Source organism: Micromonospora sp. NPDC047740, assembly GCF_043204735.1.
In the GTDB taxonomy this organism is placed as follows: domain Bacteria; phylum Actinomycetota; class Actinomycetes; order Mycobacteriales; family Micromonosporaceae; genus Micromonospora.
This window is the reverse complement of record NZ_JBIDCT010000008.1, coordinates 108,910-128,746: the sequence shown is the minus strand read 5'-3', so window position 1 is coordinate 128,746 and position 19,837 is coordinate 108,910. Positions and strand designations below refer to the sequence as shown.

Here is a 19,837-nt window from a genome sequence, read left to right as displayed (position 1 = left end):
GGGCGTACGCCACCGGCGCGGACGAACGACGCGGGTGAGGCGGTCGCATGAGTCGCTCTTCCACGCCGGGCTCCCCGGCCGGACGTCCGGCCGGGCCGCACGGTAACCGAGCGCGATCGTTCGATTACCCGCAGGACGAGGAGCTCGACGAGGTCGCGCTCGACCCGGCCCTGGTCACCAGCCCCGGGCACGGTCGGGTCGGGGTCTTCCAACCGCCCCGCCCGGTGTCGCCCCGCCCGCCCGGTCCGGAGCAGCGGATGCCGGCGGCCGGCGACAGGGGCGACATCGACTCGCCGTTCCTCGACCTGTTCGGCGGCGCGCAGCCCGGCGCACGGCGCCCGGTCCGACCCGAAAGCCCTCCGGCCGGTCCACCTCCCGCGACGGAGCCGACACCGGTCGTGGCGCCGCCCCGCCGGGGCGTCGGGCGGGAGGCGCTGCCCATCCCGCACCAGCCCGCCGCCCCGACCGAGCCACTCCCGGCGTCGCAGGGCGAGCACGGTGGCGCACCGGAGGACGAGCCGCCCAGCGCCCGGCGCCGGGAGAGCGCCCCCGGCGTACGGCCGGTGGGCCGACCCCGGGAGGCCGCCGAGGCCGCGCCGTCGCACGGCGCCTCGCCGGTGGAACGGCCGGCCGCCCTCGACCCGGCACCCGCCCGTACCCGGGTACCGCACCAGGCCGGCGATCGGCTCCCCGTGCTCCGGCCGACCACCGAGCCGGACCTGGCCGACCCGGCGCCCCCGGTCGACCGCCCGGCCCGCCGCACCGACCGGCGCGTGGAACCGGCCACCCGGTCGAACGGTCGCGAGGTGGCCACCGCGCCCGGCCGGGAGGTGACCCCGCCGCGGCAGCGGTCCGCCGAGCTGAGCGGGAAGCCCGTCAAGCCGGTTCGGGTCCGCCCCCCGAAGATCAAGTTCGGCGACCGGGACCCGTCGGTGGAACTGGCCGTTACCGAGATCGCCGGTCACCTCACCTTCACCCCGAACACGGTCACCGCCTGGTACTGGCTGCCCGAGGTCCGCTGGGCGTTCCGCCCCGACGCCGAACGCGAGGCGCTGCTCTCGGCGATCTCCGAGCAGTACGCCGGCCTGGCCGGCTTCCGGCTGCACCTGCGCCGCACCACCCGGCCGTTCCCGGCCGACGAGTGGGCCCGCACCATCGACGCGCACACCGCCGCGCCGCTGCCCGACGTGCCCGGTACGCCCGGCTGGGCCGACCACCTGGTCGCCGCACAGCGGCACCTGATGGCGGTCAACCACGCCGAGGGGCAGACCTACCTCGGGGTCACCTTCGCTCGCCGGTCACTGGGGGACTCCCTCACCGAGCGGCTGCTGCGCACCTTCGGCCGGGGCACCGCCGACGGCGAACGCCGCCGGCTGGGCCGTACGGTCGAGCAGTTCGACGAGGTGCTCGGGGCGTTCGGCATGCGGGGCCGCCGGGTCACCGCGCAGGAGCTGGAGTGGCTGCTCTACCGCTCCGTCGCGCTCTGCATGGCGCCACCCGGCGCGCTCTCCCCGGTGACCAACGGCCGGTGGGAACGCGGCGATCTGCTCGCCCTCACCGAGCAGGTCGAGCGCTACCGCACTCCGTACGGCTCGACGGTGAAGCTGGTCAACCGGATGACCGGCGAGGAGCGGCACGTGGCCGTGCTCGCGGTCGGCCGGATGGAGCCGCTGGAGATCCCCGAGCGGCACGAGCCCTGGCTGCACTTCCACGAGCGCCTGCCGTGGCCGATGGAACTCTCCACCCGGGTGGACATTCTCGGCCCCGGCGACTCCTTCCGGAACCTCGAGCACCGGCTCCGGATGATCCGCTCGCAGCAGCTCGACTACGCCGAGCACGGCATCGACGCCCCGCCGGAGCTGGAACGGCTCGCCAAGCGGGCGCTGGTGATCGGCGACGAGATGACCACCGGCCTGCCGGTCGACTCGGCCCGCGCGCACGGCTGGCACCGGATCGCGGTCGGCGGTCGGACCCGCGAGGAGTGCCTGGAGCGGGCCCGGCGGCTCATCCAGCTCTACTCGCGCGAGCTGCGGATCTCGCTCCAGCATCCGAAGAACCAGGACTGGCTGGCCCGCGAGTTCATCCCCGGCGAGCCGATCGCCAACACCGGCTACGTCCGGCGGATGCCGGTCAACCTGCTCGCCGCGGCGCTGCCACAGGCCGCGTCCACGGTCGGCGACCGGCGCGGCGACCTGATCGGCCGCACCGCCGGCACCTGCCGCCGCCCGGTCTTCCTCGATCTGCACTTCCCCATGGAGGTACGGGAACGGTCCGGGCTCGCCGTCTTCGTCGCCGAACCCGGCGGCGGCAAGTCCACCCTGCTCGGCGCGCTCGGCTATCTGGCCGCCCGACGCGGCGTCCAGGTGACCCTGCTCGACCCGTCCGGCCCGCTGGCCCGGCTCTGCGCGATGCCGGAGCTGGCGCCGTACGCGCGGGTGCTCAACCTGACCGGCTCCGACCAGGGGACCCTCGCCCCGTACGCGCTGATCCCGACGCCGCTGCGCAGCGAGTTCGCTGCCGGCTCGGCGGGTGACCGGGAGTTCGAGATCGCGGTCTCCAACGCCCGCGCCGAGCGCCGGATGCTGGTGCAGGACATCTGCATGATGCTGGTGCCCCCGCAGGTAGCCCGGGAGGCGTCCACCGCCACCCTGTTCCGGCACGCCGTACGCCAGGTGCCGGCCGAGGAGACCGCCACGCTGGACGACGTGGTCGCCTGCCTCCAGGGGCTCGACGACGACGCCGGCCGGGAGCTGGCCAACCTGCTGCTGGACACCGCCGAGATGCCGCTGGCCATGCTCTTCTTCGGCCGGCCGCCGGAGGGGCTGCTCGGCGCCGACGCCGCGCTCACCGTGATCACCATGGCCGGGCTGCGGCTGCCCGACCTGAAGATCGAGCGGGAGTACTGGTCGGCCGAGGAGGCCCTCGCCCTGCCCATGCTGCACACCGCGCACCGGCTGGCCGTCCGCCGCTGCTACGGCGGCTCGATGTCCTCCCGGAAGCTGGTCGGCCTGGACGAGGCGCACTTCATGGAGGGGTGGCGTTCCGGGCGGTCGTTCCTGGTCCGCCTCGCCCGCGACTCCCGCAAGTGGAACCTCGCCGCCCTGGTCGCCTCGCAGAACCCGAAGGACATCCTCGGCCTCGACGTGCAGAACCTGGTCTCCACCGTCTTCGTCGGCCGGATCGCCGAGGACACCGAGATCGCCTCCGAGGCGCTGCGGCTGCTGCGGGTGCCGGTCAACGACGGCTACGAAGCCACCCTGGCCTCGCTCTCCCAGGCGGACTCCGGATCGGCCGCCCGGCTCGGCTTCCGCGAATTCGTGATGCGCGACGTCGACGGGCGGGTGCAGAAGGTCCGGGTCGACGTGTCGTACGTGGACGGGCTGCTGGACCACCTGGACACGACCCCCGCCGCCGCCCAGGCAGCCGGGCAGCTGCCGACCGTCCTGGCTGATCTGGAGGCGTGACATGGCGAGGGCCCGGGCACGGATCGCGGCGCTCCTCCTCGCGGTCGGCGTACTCGCCGTGGCCACCATCGCGTGGCCGGTGGTCGGGGCGACACCCGCGTACGCCACCGCCACACCGGTAGCCGCGGCCCGGGCCGAGCTGTGCAGCACCAAGGAGTGGCAGGCCGACTTCCGCGCCTGCGTCGCCCGGCTCGAGAAGGTGGCGTCGGACCGGGCGGACTGTCTTGAACCTCCTACCCCCGGCGCCCCTGATTCGGGCCTGGCCGGCTGGTTTGCCAGCGCTCCGCCGGAGTCCGCCAGCGGAGCGACCGGCCGATACAGCCTTTACGGATACGCCGGCTACAACTACACCACCTACGACGTAGATGGTGGCTGCGCGTCAACGGTTCTTCACCCTGACTACAAGTTCACCACGACGGTTGCCAACGGCGAATTCATGTTCGCCACAGCGATTATCGGGGCCTCGAACGCCCTGCGCGAACGGGCTTGGGACCCGCGCTCGATGTGGGCCTGGGCGGACCCGCTGGTGGAGCAGGCCACGAAGGCCGTCTACCAGAAGGTGTTCAGCGTCTTCGGCATCATCACGCTCTGCGTGGTCGGCCTCTACCTGCTCTGGCGGTCACGCCAGGCGGACATGAGCAACGCCATGACCACGGCCGGCTGGGCGTTGCTGGTGATGGTGGCGGTGACCGCCCTGGCCGCCTGGCCGGTGAAGTCGGCGAATCTCGCCGACAACACTCTGATCACTACGCTCGGCGTGGTGCACGACGCCGTCGGGCCGCAGAAGCAGGATCCGGGCCCTGGCCGCTGCATCTCTGACAACCCCGACCGCTGCAAGGACCTGCGTCCGCCTGCTGTTCGGGCTAGCGATACCGCCACCGAAACCATGTTGTACCGGAACTGGTTGCGGGGTGTGCTCGGCTCGGCCGACAGCGAGACGGCCAAGAAGTACGGCCCAGCGCTCTATGATGCCAAGTCGCTGACCTGGGGTGAGGCACGGTCGATCCGAGCCAACCCGGCAACGCGTGACGCTGTCATTAAGGCCAAGCAGCAGCAGTGGATGACGGTCGCCGAGCAGATCAAGACGGAGGACCCGGAGGCTTACGAGTATCTCCAGGGCAAACGCGACATGGACCGGATCGGCGCTGGCTTCATCGCAGTGCTGGCAGCGCTCCTCTTCGCAATGTTTGACCTGACCGCCTCGCTGCTGGTGCTGCTCGGCTTCCTGATCTTCCGCTGGGCGGTGATCGCCGCGCCGATCCTCGGCACGGTCGGTCTGCTGCGTCCGGCGAGCGCGGGCCTCCGCCGGCTGGCGAACGCGGTGGTCGCGGCGGTCTTCAACATCGCCATCTTCGGCACCGGCGCAGCGATCTACCTGTTCGCGGTCGACCTCATCATGAACACGCCCGCACTGCCCGGCTGGCTTCAGGTGGTCCTGGTCTGGCTCTGCGGCGTGGTGGGTTGGCTGCTGCTCCGCCCGTACCGGCGGATCACCCAGCTCGGCGGCAAGGACAGCAGCGAGGCGATCAGCTCGGCCGGCTCCTGGCACCGCCGGTTCTTCCGCGATATGCGTGTGGCGGCGCGGCTGGACGTGGCCGAGCCCGGGGGCACCGCCGAGCCGGCGTTCGGCCGGCGGCGCGGAGTCGCGCTCGAGCAGAGCAGCCTCCGGCCGGAGGCCCGGCACGAGGACCCGTCGCACGCCGGGGCCGCCGAACGCCAGCGGCCGGACGGGCGGGAACGAGCCGAGGAGACGCCGGCGCCCGAGCCGCAGGGCGGACGCCGCAGCAGCGCGCCACGCCCCCGCCGGCAGCCGGCGAGTTGGACTGAGCCCGACGTGCCCGAGGAGGCTCCCTCCTTCGCCGTCTACCGGCCGGGCTCGACCGACCGCGCGCCGGCCGACCCGGCCCCCCGGGTGCGCTCCGAGGCGCGGTGAGGCCGATGCGTCGGGCGCTGGAATTCCTGGTCACCCGGGTCCTGCGGTCCCGGCTCGGCGTCGCGCTCGTGATCGCCGCCCTGGTCTTCGGCGTGATCGGCGCGGCCCGGCTGTTCTCCGGTCCGGTCGACCCGACCGCCGGCCTGAGCAACCGGCCACGTGAGCCGATCAGCACCGTCGACCCGGAGGCCGGTGACGACGGCGTGCTGGCGAGTTCGGCGCCGCCGCCCTCGCCGAAGACCCGGCCGGGCGAGTTGACCCCCGAGCAGACCGCCGGCCGCTTCACCTCCGCATGGCTGACCGGCCCAGGCAGCAGCGGGGAGGACTGGCAGAGCCGCCTGCGGCCGCTGTCCACGAGCGCGCTGACCGAAAAGCTGACCGGCGCGGACCCGGAGAGCGTGCCGGCCCGGCAGGTGGCCGGCCAGGTGACCCTCCGGCCCCGGACGGAGTCGTTCGTGGAAGCGCTGGTCCCGCTCGACAGCGGCCGGCTCCGGCTGGAACTGGTGGTCTCGGACGGGCGGTGGCTGGTGGACGTGGTCGACTGGGAGCGGCAATGAGCGCCGCGGCGGACGAGACGGTCCCGCGCCGCCGGCGGTTGCGGCTCGGCGTGCTGGTCACCGCGCTGACCACGGTGCTCGCCCTGCTCTGCTGCGTCGGCGGCGCCGGCGCGTTCTTCCTCACCGAGCTTGGCGGCGACGAGAAGGACGGCCTGACCGCCGGCCTGGGCTGCGACGCCGCCTACCAGGTCGACATCACCGGGGACATGCCACGCTTCACCGAGTACGGCGAGGGGCAGCTGCGCAACGCCGCCGTCATCATCAAGGTCGGCCAGGACATGAAGGTGCCCGCCCGGGGCTGGGTCATCGCGCTGGCCACCGCTATGCAGGAGTCCGCCCTGCGCAACCTCGCCAACACCACCGTGCCGGCGTCGCTCACGCTGCCGCACGAGGGCGTCGGCTCCGACCACGACTCGCTGGGCCTGTTCCAGCAGCGGCCCGGTTGGGGCAGCGTGCAGCAGCGGATGACGCCGTCCTACGCCGCCGGCAAGTTCTATGAGAAGCTGCTGAAGGTGCCGAACTGGCAACGGCGCCCATTGACCGTGGTGGCGCAGCGGGTGCAGGTCAGCGCCTTCCCGGACGCGTACGCCAAGCACGAGGACCTGGCCGGCCGGATCGTCGACGCGCTCGCCGGGGGCGCGGCCCGCACGGTGGAGATCGCCGGAAAGGCGGTCTGCGACGCCGCCGCCGGCGCCCGGATCGCCGCCTCCGGCTGGACCGCTCCACTCCCGGGCGGCATCGTCTCCGGCTTCCGCACCGCCGAACGCCCCAGCCACAACGGGGTCGACCTGGATGCGGACAAGAAGACGCCGATCCACGCCGCGGCCACCGGCCGGGTACTGGTGGCCCGCTGCGACCCCGACCACTCGGGACGGCGGGACTGCGACCGGGACGGCTGGCCCGGCAAGGGCGGCTGCGGCTGGTTCGTGGACATCCTGCACGCCGGCGGTTACGTCACCCGCTACTGCCACCTGATCCAGCGGCCTACGGTGACGCCCGGGCAGGCCGTGGCGGCGGGCCAGGTGATCGGCTACTCCGGCAGCAGCGGAAACTCCTCCGGCCCGCATCTGCACTTCGAGGTGCACACCGACGGCGACCGGTCCAGCCGGGGCGCCATCAATCCTGTGCCGTTCATGCGGGAGCGCGGCGCACCGCTGGTCGGCACCGCATGAGGTTCGCTGGCACATGAGCAATCCCCTGCCCGACCCCTTCGCGGACCAGCCCGACTGGGCGCCGCGGCCGCCCCGACCGGTCGAGATCGTCCCCGCCGCCGGCCGCGTCGACCTGCGGGGCCGGCGGGTGCTGGTCGGCCTGCCCGGCCTCGGCTGGCGCGGCGATCTGCGCGCCGACGAGCAGGTGGTGCAGGGCAGCCGGACGTACGTGCCGGTCATCCCGGAGCACGAGTGGTACCGCGCCGAGGCGGAGCAGGTGGAGGTCTTCGCGCCGCTGGTGCCGGTGGAACGGGTCTGGGTGGAGACGGTGGGCGGACGGGGGTCGGCGGCCCGACCGGCCGGGTCGGGTCTCCGGCTGGTCTCCCTCGACGCGCCCACCCGTCGCCCGCCCACCCCGGTCGTCGAGGCGGACTCGGTGGCTGGCCGACGCGTGGTGCACGTGACGGGAGCGACCGAGCAGCGCGACCTCCGCGCGGTGACCGAGACCTACGCCGGCACGGACGGGGACATCTGCGTCCGAGTGGCGCCGGAGCTGGAGTGGTACCGGTGGGCGTGGCGCGGCCAGGCACCGATCACGTTGGAGGTCCCGGTCCACCTGCTATGGCTTGAATGAGCCCTTAGATCGGCTGGGCAGAGCAGACAAGCCAACCGTTCTGATGTCTGAGCCCGAAGCGCCAAGTGTCCGTAATGCTCTGCTGCACTCCGTCCACCACCGCACTTCGTCTGATCACGGCGACGACAGTTGCGTTGGAGGAGTCGGTCTTCGATACCGCGACATTTTCGATGTTGATCGAGAATGTGACCCCCAACTCCTGCTCCCGGCTTGCGATCTGGTCTCGGAATCCGTCAATGGAAGGGATGACATCGTCGCAGGTGAACAGCCTCGCCTTGTTGTCGTCACGCGCCAGCAGCATGGCTTGGAGATAGTTGACCACCACCACGTCGGGGCTGCTGCGGTCGGGCGCGGTGACGCGGTCGTACAGCACGAAACCGACGACGGCGCCGCCGGCACAGAGCAGCGCCAGCACCCCGGCGACGACCGTGAGGACAGCACGCAGCGGCCGGCGCGGACGTTCCGGCGCCGGGGCCGGCGCGGGCGGCGCCAACTGCTCGGGCGGGGTCCGCTGCGCCGGTACGCGGGAGACCTGGGAACCGGCGGGGGGCTGCACTGATTCCACCTCCTGAGGCTATCGGCTGCGCGCCGCGTACCCAATGCCCCAGATCCCCCGATCGTGGCGAACCGCCGGGCCGGCCGCCGCCGGCGTGGGCGCCCCCGGCGGCCCGGCCGGCGGGATCGGGTGAGCCGGCTCACCACCACGGCAAAGACCGGCGCAGCGCCGACCGACATCCCGGAGCACGGCCCTCGGCTGGGATACCGTCACACCTCGGGGAGGAGATGTCGGCCTCGGGAAGAGAGGTGGACGCGGTGGCGAGTCCGAAGGCGCGAGCCGGTCGGGCCGCCGCGCTGCACCGGCGGGCCGAGGCCGCCGCGACCGCCGCCGCCGGCATCCTCGACGAGATCCGTCCGGCGCCCGCGGACCACCACCGGCAGTACGAGTTGGCGGAGCGGCTCCGGGCGGCCGCGGCCCTCGCCGCACCCGGCTGGGCCGGCGATCCGCTGGAGACCCTGGCCGTGGCCACCCCGCCCGGGGACGGCCCGCCGCCCGTCGTCCGGGTCGGCACCGCCGCGCCACTGGACGACGCCCGGTTCCCCGCGCTGGTGCCGCTGTTCGGCAGTGGACATCTGAGCATTGACGCCGGCGCCGACGATCCGCGGGTGGCCGGCCTGCTCCGGGCCCTCCTGCTCCGGCTGTTCGCCGCGACGCCGGCCGGGGCCCTGCTGGCCCGCGCGGTCGACGGCACCGGTGCCGGGGCGACCTTCGCCGGGTTCGCGGCGCTCGCCGATGCCGGGCTGCTGCCCCCGCCGGCGACCGACGTGGCGGGACTCCGGGCGGTCCTCACCGAGGCCGAGCAGTGGGTGGCCGCGGGCACGGCCCGGCAGCGTGGGCACGACCGTACGTTGCTGCTGGCGGTGGCCGGGCTGCCCGACGGCACGGCCCCATCCGACCTCGCCCGGATCGGGGGGCTGGCCGCCCAGGGGCACCGGGCCGGGCTGCACCTGGTGGTGGCCGGCTGGCCGGCGGGGAACCCACTGCCGCAGGCCACCCCGCTGGCGGTGCGCACCGCGTACGCGTTGCTCGGCGATCCGCCGGGCGTGGGCTTCAGCAGCCCGGGCGCCGAGCCGCCCGGCGGGCTCAACTGCCCGGTCTTCGTGGCGGAGGACCCGCCGGAGGAACTGGTCGTCGGGGTCTGCCTACGGCTGGCCCGGCAGATCGAGGACGGCAGCCGGCTCGCCCTGACCGACCTGCTCCCAGCGGGCGAACTGTGGGCCGACCGCGCGGTCGACGGGCTGTCCACCATGGTCGGTGACGCCGCGGGGCGACCGGTCAGCCTCGGCTTCACCGAGCTGACCCCGCACTGGCTGGTCAGCGGCCGTTCCGGGGCGGGGCGGTCGGCGTTCCTCACCAACGTGCTGTTCGGCTTGTCCGCCCGCTACGGCCCCGACGAACTGGCCCTCTACCTGGCCGACCTGGGCGACGGCGAGTCCTTCGTGGAGTTCCTCCAGACCGAGCGGGACCGCTCCTGGGTGCCGCAGGTCCGGGCCGCCGGGATGGCCGCCGACCGGGAGTACGTGGCGGACCTGCTCGGCGAACTGACGGCGGAGCTGCGCCGCCGGGAGGAGGCCGGCCGGCGAGCCGGCGGGCAGCGCTACCCGGAGCTGCGCCAGCACCAGGAGCTGCCCCGGATCGTCTGCGTGATCGACAACTTCCCGTTGCTGCTGCACGAGCGGGACCGGTTGGCCATCGACACCCTGGCCCGGCTGGACGCGCTGGCCCGCGCCGCCCGGGCGTACGGGATCCATCTGGTCCTGGCCGGCGAGGGCGACCTCGGCATCGGCGGCCCGCGCGACCCGCTGCTCGGCCAGTTCCCGGTCCGGGTGGCGCTGGCCGGCGGCTCGGCGGTGCTGGAGCCGACGAACGACGCGGCCGCCGGCCTGCCGGTGGGCAGCGCGGTGGTGAACACGGCCGGCGGGCTGGGCGGGCCGCGCGGGGCGACCCGGGGCCACGAGCGGATGATCCGGTTCCCGGACCCGCACGCGGACCTTGAGGTTCTCGCCGAGCTGCGGCACCGCCTCTGGTCGGCCCGACCCGAGAACGCCACCCCGCCGGTGGTCTTCGCCGGGTACGCGCGCCCGCTGCTCGCCAACGACCCGCGCTACCGGGCCGCGCTGGCCGGTCGGGCGCACACACCGGCCGCGTTGCCGGGCCGGGCGGTGGATGTGCGCCGCTCGACGGTGGCCGTACCGCTCGGGCCGGCGGCCGGCAGGAACCTCGCCGTGCTGGGTCGGGACGAGGAGGCGGAACGGCTGCTGCTGACCGCCGCGAGGAGCGTGGCGGCACACCACGGCGCGGCCCGGTTCGTGTTGGCACCACTGGCGCACGGGTCGGTCGAGCCGGCTGCGGCGCTCGCCGCCGAGCTGGCGGAGCGACACGCGGTCGAGACTGTCGACGTGGCCGGCCTGCGGGCGGCGATCGAGGCGGACGAGCCCGGCTACCTCGTGGTGTTCGGGTTGGACGTGCCGGACGCGGCCGAGCTGCCGCCCGATCGGCTGCGGTCGCTGCTGCTGGAGGGGCCGCCGGCCGGGCGGCACCTGCTCGGCTGGTGGCGCTCGGTGGGGCCACTGGTCGGGGTGCTCGGCCCGGAGGGCGAGGTGGACAAGCTCACCGCCGTGGTGGTGACCGACGTGCCCGGCAGCCGGCTGGAGCAGCTCTTCGACCGGCCTGTGCTGTGGCGGCCCCGGCCAGGGCGGGCGATGCTCTGGGACGGCCCGGGCGAGCAGGGGACGGTGCTGGTGCCGTTCGGGGAGGGGCCGCTGCCGTGAGCGCGGACGTCCGGCTCGGCAGCGTGGCGCCGCGCGCCGCCGGGGAGCGAAGCGAGGCGACGGCGTGAGCGAGACCGGCACGCCCGTGCCCACGCCCCGGTCCGGCGGGCCGACGGCCGACGTCGACCCGGCCGAGGCGGCCTGGGCGGACTACGTCGCCGCCGCCCGGCAGCTCGACGGGGTACGCCGGGCGGCGGCGACCGCCGCCAGCGAGCAGGCCCGGTCGGTGGCGGCGGCCCGGGAGGAGCTGACTGCCGTCCGGGAGCGGCTGGCCCCGCAGCAGTCGCGGCTGCGGGAGCTGGGCGTACCGGCGATCTCGCTGGTGCCGACGCCGCCGGAGGTGACCGAGGCGGCCCGGTCGATGGCGGCCGGTCCGGCGGCGGTGCTGGCCGGTCTGCGGACCGCCCGTGGGTGGGCGGACGCCGCCGACGACACGCTTGCCGCGCGCGGCCTGCCCCGGCTGGCGCGCTGGCCGGCGCGCCCACGCAACCTGCTGGTGTACGGGCCGTTGGCGCTGATCGTCCCGCTGATCCAGGTGGTGCTCTTCCTCGCCACCGGCACCAGCCCGGCGAGCGTGCTGGCGCTGGTGGTCGGGCTGCCGATGCCGGCGGTCGCGTTCATGGTGGGCTGGCTGACGGTCGGGCGGCTGTTCCGGCCCCGCCCGACGGACCGGGTGGACCGCACCCCCCGGTTCGGCGCGCTGGTGTGCCTGGTCCCGGCGGTGCTGGCCAGCGCCGGGATCGTCCTGGCCATGCTGGCCGCCTGAGCGCGGCCGGCTGCCGGACGACGACGGGCGCTCCGCCGGCGGCCGCAGGAGGGCGGCGCATGCTCCGCGCAGTCGCCCTACGACGGCGGCCGCGCGCTCCGGGGCGGGAGCACGCGGCCGTCGGGATGTCGAGCGGTCAGCGGGGGATGATCAGGGACATCGCCTCGGCCCGGGACTTGGCGTCGTGCTGGAGGGTGCCCCGCACCGCCGAGGTGATCGTTTTGGCGCCGGATTTCTGGATGCCGCGCATCGCCATGCACATGTGCTCGCACTCGAGCACCACCACGACGCCGCGCGGGGCCAACCGGCTCATCAGCAGGTCGGCGATCTGCGAGGTGAGCCGCTCCTGCACCTGCGGTCGGCGGGCGAAGACCTCGACCAGCCGGGCCAGCTTGGACAGGCCGGTGATCCGGCCGTCCGGCCCGGGGATGTAGCCGATGTGCGCGCTGCCCCGGAACGGGAGCAGGTGGTGCTCGCAGAGGCTCATCACGTCGATGTCCCGGACGAGCACCAGCTCTTCGTGGTTGGCCTCGAAGGTGGTGCTGAGCACCTGCGCCGGATCGACCCGCAGGCCGGCGAAGAGCTCGGCGTACGCGCGGGCGACCCGGGCGGGCGTCTGCTGGAGGCCGTCCCGGTCCGGGTCCTCACCGACAGCGATGAGGATCTCCCGGACCGCCTTCTCGATCCGCGCGAGATCGATGGTCTCCTCCACCGGACGCCCGGTCAGCTTGCCGCTGATCAGGCGCGCGGCGACGTAGTCGAGGCCGTCCTCGCCATCGGGCTCGGTCGCGGAGACGGCCAGCTCCCGGTTAGGGGAGCTGGCCGTCGGGTCGGTGCTCAGTGGGTACCGTCCGAGTTGTTCGCGGACCCGCCGACCGAGGCGCCGTCGGCCTGGGCCTGCGCCTTCAGGGCCTCCTTCTCGGCGGGGGTGAGCACGGGCGGCTCGGTGGAGGGCTGGCGCTTGCCGAAGCCGTGGTACGGGGCCATCGGCGGGCGCTTCGCCACCCGGGCACAGATCCGGGCCATGTCGGCCGTGGAGAGGGTCTCCTTCTCCATCAGCTCGAGCACGATGTTGTCCAGGACGTCCCGGTATTCCACCAGGATCTCCCAGGCCTCGTCGTGGGCCAGCTCGATCAGCGCCCGCATCTCGCCGTCGATCTCCGCGGCCACCGCGTCCGAGTAGTCCCGCTCGTGGCCCATGCTGCGGCCGAGGAACGGCTCGTCGCCGCTGGTGCCGTACTTGATCGCACCGAGCTTGGAGCTCATGCCGTACTGGGTGATCATCGCGCGGGCCAGTTGGGTGGCCTTCTCGATGTCGTTGCCGGCACCGGTGGTCGGCTCGTGGAAGACCAGCTCCTCGGCGGCCCGCCCGCCCAACGCGTACGCCAGGGTGTCGACCATCTCGGCCCGGGTCTGGGTGTACTTGTCCTCGGTCGGCAGGACCAGGGTGTGGCCCAGCGACCGACCCCGGGACAGGATCGTCACCTTGTGCACCGGCGCGGCGTGCGGCAGCGCCCAGGCGACCAGCGCGTGCCCACCCTCGTGGTACGCGGTGATCTTCTTCTCCTGGTCGCTCATCACCCGGGTCCGGCGCTGCGGACCGGCGATCACCCGGTCGATCGACTCCTCCAGGGAGTCGTTGGTGATCGCCCGCTGGTTCTTGCGGGCGGTGAGCAGGGCGGCCTCATTGATCACGTTGGCCAGGTCGGCACCGCTGAAGCCGGGGGTACGCCGGGCGACCGAGTCGAGGTCGACGTCGGGCGTGAACGGCTTGCCCTTGGCGTGCACCCGCAGGATGGCCTTGCGGCCCTCCATGTCGGGGGCGTCGACCGGAATCTGCCGGTCGAAGCGGCCCGGGCGCAGCAGCGCCGGGTCGAGGATGTCCGGCCGGTTGGTGGCGGCGATCAGGATGACGCCGCCCTTGGTGTCGAAGCCGTCCATCTCGACCAGGAGCTGGTTGAGGGTCTGCTCCCGCTCGTCGTGGCCACCGCCCATGCCGGCGCCACGGTGCCGGCCGACGGCGTCGATCTCGTCGACGAAGACGATCGCCGGCGCGTTCGACTTGGCCTGCTCGAAGAGGTCGCGGACCCGGCTGGCGCCGACACCGACGAACATCTCCACGAAGTCCGAGCCGGAGATGGAGTAGAAGGGCACCCCGGCCTCACCGGCCACCGCCCGGGCGAGCAGGGTCTTACCGGTACCGGGCGGGCCGAAGAGCAGCACGCCCTTGGGGATCTTGGCGCCCAGGGCCTGGTACTTCGCCGGGTTCTGCAGGAAGTCCTTGATCTCGTGCAGTTCCTCGACGGCCTCGTCCGCCCCGGCCACGTCCGCGAAGGTGGTCTTCGGCGTGTCCTTGGTGATCATCTTGGCCTTGGACTTGCCGAAGTTGAGCACCCGCGAGCCGCCGCCCTGCATCTGCGACATGAAGAACAGCAGCAGGAGCACCAGCAGGGCGATCGGTAGCAGGTTGACCAGCAGGCTCACCCAGATGCTGTCCGACGACACCTTGGTGTCGGCCGGACCGGTGATCTTGTTTTCGGACTTGGCCTTGAGGACCTCGTTCCAGACCTGGTTGCCCACCTCGTACGGGAACTGAGCCTGGATCTTGTCGGTGGTGGTGTCGTCGAACTTGGCCTTGTCCTTCAGGTCGAGCTGGAGCGTCTGCTCCTTGTCCTGGAAGACGACCTTCTCGATGCCGCCCTTGTTGAGCTGCTCGAGCGCGACCGACGTGTCCACCCGGTGGTAGCTGGGGCCAGCGGTGAACAGCTGACTGAGTACAACGGCGCCGAGGATGACCAGGATGATCCAGACCACCGGTCGGCGGAAGAAACGCGTACGTTCCATACTGTCGTCGGGCATCGAGACGCCCGCATCCTCCTGATCGACGTCCTGACCGTCTGAATGGTGTCGCCGCCTCGGGCGGCGGCCGCAGCCGCCGTGCGGGCCGGCCCCGACCCCGAGGCGCGCCTACTGCCGCGCCGCGGTCATTCGACGGTACACCGTTCGTGCCAGATGTGAGCTCGCGAGCCCGGCACTTACGCGTACGGCGAACCCGGGTTTGAGCCGGCGTGGCGGGGAGCTCCCCACCCGGCCCGCCCGACCGCCCGGTCACGCGGTTCGAGGGGTCGGGCATGGAGGGTGCCTCCACGTCACCGGCATCTACCGTAGACCGGAAGGCTGAAAGCCCGCTGAACGTCCGCTTGACGTAACCAGAGTCTCCCCGGCCGGGTCCGGCCGGCGGGGGGCTCAGGCCCGGGCGTACACCTCGGGCTTCAGGACGCCGACGTAGGGCAGCTCCCGGTACCGCTCGCCGAAGTCCAGGCCGTAGCCGACGACGAACTCGGTCGGGATGTCGAAGCCGACGTACTTGACCGGAACGGGCACCTTGACCGCGTCCGGCTTGCGGAACAGGGCGACCACCTCGACGCTGGCCGCAGAGCGGGACTCCAGGTAGCGCAGCAGCCAGGAGAGGGTCAGGCCGCTGTCGACGATGTCCTCGACCACCACCACGTGCCGGCCGGCGATGTCCCGGTCCAGGTCCTTGAGGATCCGGACCACGCCCGAGGAGGTGGTGCCCTGGCCGTACGAGGAGATGGCCATGAAGTCCAGCTCGGCGGGCGGGCCCTGGCGACCCAGCGCCCGGGCGAAGTCGGCCATGAACATGACCGCGCCCTTGAGCACGCAGACGAGCAGGAGACCGTCGTCGACGTGCGCGTAGTCCGCCGAGACCTGCTTGGCGAGTTCCGCCGTCTTCTCGCGGATCTGCGCCTCGGAGATGATCACGTGGTCGATGTCGGCGTCGTACCAGGAGCCGTCAGCCATGCTCCTAGCCTGCCGTACGCCGGTTCTCCTCCGTCGGCGGGGCCGCCCCTTTTGGCGCGGTCCCGCCGGGGGATTTTCGGTACGGGATGGGCAAATCACCTCAGCAGGTACGGGAGTTCCACCGGCGGCCGTCGTCGGTGGGCTTCCAGTCGGCCGAGTCCCGCGAGTCCGCGGTCAGCCCGGCGGCGCTCGCGACGACGAGGGCGAGCAGCAGGAGCAGGAGCAGCAGGACGGTCATGGCGGCGCTCGCTTTCATGTGGTTGATGTCGGTTTCGCCGCCGGTGCGCACCGGATGTAATCCAGTCTGCGCCCGGATTCCCGGCCCGGACAGCGGCAGGAATGCCACTGGGCATCGATTTCCTGCCACCTGTCGGGTTACCCTCGTCACATGCTCCGATCCGTGGCCGTCATCGCGCTCGACCAGGTCGCCGCGTTCGAACTCGGCGTCCTCGCCGAGGTGTTCGGCACCGACCGCACGGCCGACGGCTTCCCCGGCTACCGCTTCGACGTCTGCACCCTCGACGGCCGGCCGGTCCGCAGCCGCTCCGGCTTCCTGCTCACCCCGCACGCCGATCTGAGCCCGGTGGACGAGGCGGATCTGGTGGCCGTGCCGGCGCACGCCGAGGGGGCACCCGTCCCGGAGCCGGTCCTGGCCGCGCTGCGCCGGGCCGCCGACCGCGGCGCCTGGTTGCTCAGCGTCTGCTCCGGCGCGTACGTGCTGGGCGAGGCGGGGCTGCTCGACGGGCGGGACTGCACCACCCACTGGCGGCACGTGGACGACCTGCAACGCCGGTTCCCGGCGGCCCGGGTGCAGTGCAACTCCCTCTACGTCCAGGACGGGCGGCTGCTGACCAGCGCCGGCACCGCCGCCGGGATCGACGCCTGCCTGCACCTGGTCCGCCAGGAACACGGCTCGGCGACCGCCACCCGGCTGGCCCGGCGGATGGTCGTCCCCCCGCACCGCGACGGCGGCCAGTCCCAGTACGTCGAGGCACCGATCCCGAAGGCGCCGGAGGCACCCACCCTGGAACCGGTGCTGGAGTGGCTGATGGGCCACCTGGACCGGTCGGTGACCGTGGACGAGTTGGCCGCCCGGGCCGGCATGGCGCCGCGTACCTTCGCCCGCCGGTTCCGCGCCGAGACCGGCACCACCCCGCACGACTGGCTCACCAACCAGCGGGTGCTGCTCGCCCGGCGGCTGCTCGAGGAGACCCGGCTGAGCGTGGACAGCGTCGCCGACCAGGCCGGCTTCGGCGACGCGGCGGCGCTGCGGCACCACTTCACCCGCCGGGTGGGCACCACCCCGCACGCCTACCGGACCACGTTCCGGGAACGGGTCGAGGCCTGATCACCAGCCCAGCATCGCGCCGTCGATTCGGGACTCGGACCCGGCCACGTACCCGCCGGAGGGCGAGCGCCAGATCGCCTGGCCGTACCCGAAGACCGACGGCTCCGCCGCGACGGTGACCTCGTGCCCCCGGGCCCGCAGGCCGGCGACCAGCTCCGGGTCGAGCGCCGGCTCGACCAGCAGGGTCCGCCCGGCGTGCCAGTACCAGCGCGGGGCGTCCAGGGCGGCCTGCGGGTCGCGCCCGTCGTCCAGGGTCGCGGAGACCAGCTGCACGTGCCCCTGCGGCTGCATGTGCCCGCCCATCAGGCCGAACGGGCCGACCGGGGCGCCGTCCCGGGTCAGGAAGCCCGGGATGATGGTGTGGAACGGGCGCTTCGCCGGACCCACCACGTTCGGGTGGTCGGGGTCGAGCCGGAAGCCGAGGCCCCGGTTCTGCAGCGCGAAGCCGTGCCCGGGCAGCACCACGTGCGAGCCGAAGGCCAGGTAGGTGGACTGGATCAGGCTGACCATCATGCCGCCGGCGTCCGCGGTGCAGAGGTAGACGGTGCCGCCGCGCTCCGGCTCGCCGGCCACCGGCTCGCCCGCGCGCCCGGTGACCAGCGCCCGGCGGGCCGCCGCGTACGCCGGGTCGAGCAGGGCCGCCGTGGGCACTTCCGCCCGTTCCGGGTCGGCGACGTACGCGTGCGCGTCGGCGAAGCCGAGCTTCACCGCCTCGATCTGCCAGTGCAGCCGTTCCTCCGGGCTCAGCGCGGCCAGGTCCACTCCGTCCAGGATGTCCAGGGCCAGCAGCGCCGCGATCCCCTGCCCGTTCGGCGGCAGCTCCCACACCTCGTGCCCGCGGTAGCGGACCCGCACCGGATCCACCCAGGTGGACCGGTGCCGGGCCAGGTCGTCGCCGGTGACGAACCCGCCGGTCCGGGCCGCGTGCCCGTCGAGCGCCGCCGCGATCCGCCCCCGGTAGAAGTCCTCCGCACCGCTGTCGGCGATCCGCCGCAGCGTCCCGGCCGCGTCCGGGTTGCGCCACCGCTCCCCCGGTCGCGGCGCCCGGCCGCCCACGGTGAACACCCGGCGGAACTCGGCGTGCTCCGCGCCCACCAGCCCGTTGTGGGCGGCGACGCCGCGCGCCCAGGTGGCGGCGGTGCCGGCGGCGACCGGGTAGCCGCGCTCGGCGTAGCCGATCGCGTCGGCGAAGAGGTCGGCGAAGGGCAGCGACCCGAACCGGTCGTGCAGGTCCCGCCAGCCGGCCGGCGCGCCGGGCACGGTCACCGGCAGCCAGCCCCGGGCCGGCATGGTCGGCCCGGCCGCCTGCGCGCCGCCGAGCGCGTCGACCGGTGGCGCGCCCCGCCGGTCGGTCGCGGCCAGCACCAGCTCCCGGGTCAGCGCCGCGGGTGACCGGCCGGAGGCGTTCAACCCGTGCAGCCGCTCGCCGTCCCAGACGATCGCGAACAGGTCGCCGCCGATGTCGTTCGACGGTGGCTGCACCACGGTCAGGGTGATCGCGGTGGCCAGCGCGGCGTCGACAGCGTTGCCGCCGCGCCGCAGCACGGCCAGGCCCGCGGCCGCCGCGAGCGGCTGGCTGGTCGCGACGGCACCGTTGGGGGCGAGCAGCGGCTGTCGGGGGTACGCCATCCGCCCTGTCTACCGCCTCCGGCGGCTCCCGGCGAGACCCCGGCCCGCTGATCACGCCACCTCGGCGATGTGGGGGCATCAGTGGCCGGCGGTCACCGCCACCTCGGCGATTTCGCGGTCCGCCTCTCCGCCTCGGCGACCTGGCGGCATCCCCCGTGCCAGGTCACCCCAGCTCGGCGAACTGGCGGCCGCGGGCACCCGGAGGCCGGCGGCCACCGGGTCAGGTGGTCAGGCGGCCGTCGCGGCGGACCACCGGCAGCCCACCGGGCAGGTGCACGGCGCCCTGTCCGTGCCAGTCGGTGACCAGGGCGTCCAGCGCGGCGACGTGCCGGTGCGACAGGGCGGCCGGAACGGCGCCCAACTCCCGGGCCCAGGCGTGCAGCACCCGGGTGCGGACCGCCGGCGGCAGCGCGGCCAGCGCCTCGACCGCGAGCCCGCCCCCGGCCGCCCGTACGTCGGCGAGCGCGGCGGCGGCGTGGGCGTCGAGGGCGGCGGCGTCGGCCGCCACCAGGCGGGCGGTCCGGGCCAGGTTGTCCACCACCCCCGGGCCGAGCGCGCGGACCAGCGCCGGCAGCACCTCGGCCCGGACCCGGGACCGGGCGTACGCCGGGTCGGTGTTGTGCGGATCGTCCCACGGGGTGAGCCCGAGCGCCGCGCACGCCTTGCGGGTGTCCTCCCGGGAGACGTCGAGCAGCGGACGCAGCAGCGGCACCCCGGCCAGCTCGCGGCGCTCCGGCATGCCGGCCAGGCCGCGCGGGCCGGCGCCCCGGGCCAGCGCGAGCAGCACCGTCTCGGCCTGGTCGTCGCGGGTGTGCCCGAGCAGCACCGCGATCGCCCCGTGCCGCCGGCCGGCGGCGACCAGCGCCTCGTACCGGGCGTCGCGGGCGGCCGCCTCCGGGCCGCCGGTACGCCCGTCGACCCGCACCGGCACCGCCTCCACCGGATCCAGGCCCCGCTCGCGGGCCCAACCGGCCACCGCCTCGGCCCGCTCCGCGGAGCCGGGTTGCAGGCCGTGGTCGACGGTCACCAGGCCGGCGCGCCGGCCGAGGCGGGGCGCCACGAAGGCGGTGGCCGCGGCCAGCGCGAGCGAGTCAGCGCCGCCGGAGCAGGCCACCAGCACCGGCCCGTCCCCGGGCAGCCCGGTCAACGCCCGGCGGACGGCGACCCGGACGGCGGCGACCGGCGGGGCGAGCGCGGCCACGG

General features: G+C 74.0%; 15 protein-coding genes. 8 read left to right on the top strand and 7 right to left on the bottom strand.

Annotation, left to right across the window (positions count from 1 at the left end; translation table 11 throughout):
* Positions 1-47: 47 nt before the first annotated feature.
* The 5 genes from ACGF4F_RS16675 to ACGF4F_RS16655 are packed head-to-tail and all read left to right on the top strand — an operon-like array spanning position 48 to position 7,739.
* On the top strand, positions 48-3,464 hold the full coding sequence (locus tag ACGF4F_RS16675) for an ATP-binding protein (protein ID WP_393078119.1): 3,417 nt from the start codon (positions 48-50) through the stop codon (positions 3,462-3,464).
* Position 3,465: 1 nt separating this feature from the next.
* Positions 3,466-5,397, top strand: a complete 1,932-nt coding sequence (locus ACGF4F_RS16670) for an MFS transporter (RefSeq protein ID WP_393078116.1) — start codon at positions 3,466-3,468, stop codon at positions 5,395-5,397.
* A 5-nt stretch (positions 5,398-5,402) separates the two neighbouring features.
* Complete coding sequence (locus ACGF4F_RS16665; protein WP_393078114.1) at positions 5,403-5,954, top strand: hypothetical protein; 552 nt, start codon at positions 5,403-5,405, stop codon at positions 5,952-5,954.
* Positions 5,951-7,126 (top strand): M23 family metallopeptidase, encoded by a 1,176-nt coding sequence (locus ACGF4F_RS16660; RefSeq protein WP_393078111.1) that lies wholly within the window; start codon positions 5,951-5,953, stop codon positions 7,124-7,126. The genes ACGF4F_RS16665 and ACGF4F_RS16660 overlap by 4 nt, the downstream gene beginning before the upstream one ends.
* Before the next feature lie 13 nt (positions 7,127-7,139).
* Complete coding sequence (locus ACGF4F_RS16655; protein WP_393078109.1) at positions 7,140-7,739, top strand: hypothetical protein; 600 nt, start codon at positions 7,140-7,142, stop codon at positions 7,737-7,739.
* 4 nt (positions 7,740-7,743) lie between these two features.
* On the opposite strand, the gene ACGF4F_RS16650 is transcribed toward ACGF4F_RS16655, so the two are convergent.
* On the bottom strand, positions 7,744-8,304 hold the full coding sequence (locus ACGF4F_RS16650; protein ID WP_393078106.1) for a hypothetical protein: 561 nt from the start codon (positions 8,302-8,304) through the stop codon (positions 7,744-7,746).
* Positions 8,305-8,543: 239 nt separating this feature from the next.
* Between ACGF4F_RS16650 and ACGF4F_RS16645 the strand changes: the two genes are divergently transcribed.
* Together ACGF4F_RS16645 and ACGF4F_RS16640 are read left to right on the top strand one after the other, a co-directional pair.
* The gene (locus ACGF4F_RS16645) at positions 8,544-11,069 is read left to right on the top strand and encodes an FtsK/SpoIIIE domain-containing protein (RefSeq protein ID WP_393078103.1); all 2,526 of its coding nucleotides are present in this window, start codon (positions 8,544-8,546) and stop codon (positions 11,067-11,069) included.
* A gap of 64 nt (positions 11,070-11,133) precedes the next feature.
* Positions 11,134-11,835 (top strand): hypothetical protein, encoded by a 702-nt coding sequence (locus ACGF4F_RS16640; RefSeq protein ID WP_393078100.1) that lies wholly within the window; start codon positions 11,134-11,136, stop codon positions 11,833-11,835.
* Positions 11,836-11,971: 136 nt separating this feature from the next.
* Here the strand turns inward: ACGF4F_RS16640 and folE are convergent, their stop codons facing one another.
* The 4 genes from folE to ACGF4F_RS16620 all read right to left on the bottom strand — a co-directional run bounded on the left by folE (position 11,972) and on the right by ACGF4F_RS16620 (position 15,895).
* Entirely contained in the window at positions 11,972-12,637 is a 666-nt protein-coding gene (folE, locus tag ACGF4F_RS16635; protein ID WP_073837713.1) for a GTP cyclohydrolase I FolE, read from the bottom strand.
* A 35-nt stretch (positions 12,638-12,672) separates the two neighbouring features.
* On the bottom strand, positions 12,673-14,679 hold the full coding sequence (ftsH, locus tag ACGF4F_RS16630) for an ATP-dependent zinc metalloprotease FtsH (RefSeq protein ID WP_073837712.1): 2,007 nt from the start codon (positions 14,677-14,679) through the stop codon (positions 12,673-12,675).
* Between the two features lie 402 nt (positions 14,680-15,081).
* Positions 15,082-15,657: a hypoxanthine phosphoribosyltransferase gene (gene hpt, locus ACGF4F_RS16625; RefSeq protein WP_073837711.1), complete on the bottom strand. Its 576-nt coding sequence runs from the start codon at positions 15,655-15,657 to the stop codon at positions 15,082-15,084.
* Positions 15,658-15,757: 100 nt separating this feature from the next.
* On the bottom strand, positions 15,758-15,895 hold the full coding sequence (locus ACGF4F_RS16620; RefSeq protein ID WP_357439511.1) for a hypothetical protein: 138 nt from the start codon (positions 15,893-15,895) through the stop codon (positions 15,758-15,760).
* Positions 15,896-16,045: 150 nt separating this feature from the next.
* Here ACGF4F_RS16620 and ACGF4F_RS16615 point away from each other — a divergent pair, with 150 nt between their 5' ends.
* Positions 16,046-17,005, top strand: coding sequence for a helix-turn-helix domain-containing protein (locus ACGF4F_RS16615; protein ID WP_357439508.1), 960 nt, complete (start codon positions 16,046-16,048; stop codon positions 17,003-17,005).
* Here ACGF4F_RS16615 and ACGF4F_RS16610 read toward each other — a convergent pair whose 3' ends face one another.
* Entirely contained in the window at positions 17,006-18,634 is a 1,629-nt protein-coding gene (locus tag ACGF4F_RS16610; protein ID WP_393078096.1) for a gamma-glutamyltransferase family protein, read from the bottom strand. It lies immediately after the preceding gene.
* Between the two features lie 220 nt (positions 18,635-18,854).
* Positions 18,855-19,835, bottom strand: a complete 981-nt coding sequence (gene tilS, locus ACGF4F_RS16605) for a tRNA lysidine(34) synthetase TilS (protein WP_393078093.1) — start codon at positions 19,833-19,835, stop codon at positions 18,855-18,857.
* Positions 19,836-19,837 lie beyond the last annotated feature (2 nt).

Coding starts and splice junctions, on each gene's coding strand:
- ACGF4F_RS16675 (WP_393078119.1), top strand. CDS start 48: ATGAGTCGCTCTTCCACGCCGGGCTCCCCGGCCGGACGTCCGGCCGGG.
- ACGF4F_RS16670 (WP_393078116.1), top strand. CDS start 3,466: ATGGCGAGGGCCCGGGCACGGATCGCGGCGCTCCTCCTCGCGGTCGGC.
- ACGF4F_RS16665 (WP_393078114.1), top strand. CDS start 5,403: ATGCGTCGGGCGCTGGAATTCCTGGTCACCCGGGTCCTGCGGTCCCGG.
- ACGF4F_RS16660 (WP_393078111.1), top strand. CDS start 5,951: ATGAGCGCCGCGGCGGACGAGACGGTCCCGCGCCGCCGGCGGTTGCGG.
- ACGF4F_RS16655 (WP_393078109.1), top strand. CDS start 7,140: ATGAGCAATCCCCTGCCCGACCCCTTCGCGGACCAGCCCGACTGGGCG.
- ftsH (WP_073837712.1), bottom strand. CDS start 14,679: ATGGAACGTACGCGTTTCTTCCGCCGACCGGTGGTCTGGATCATCCTG.
- hpt (WP_073837711.1), bottom strand. CDS start 15,657: ATGGCTGACGGCTCCTGGTACGACGCCGACATCGACCACGTGATCATC.
- ACGF4F_RS16620 (WP_357439511.1), bottom strand. CDS start 15,895: ATGACCGTCCTGCTGCTCCTGCTCCTGCTGCTCGCCCTCGTCGTCGCG.
- ACGF4F_RS16615 (WP_357439508.1), top strand. CDS start 16,046: ATGCTCCGATCCGTGGCCGTCATCGCGCTCGACCAGGTCGCCGCGTTC.
- ACGF4F_RS16610 (WP_393078096.1), bottom strand. CDS start 18,634: ATGGCGTACCCCCGACAGCCGCTGCTCGCCCCCAACGGTGCCGTCGCG.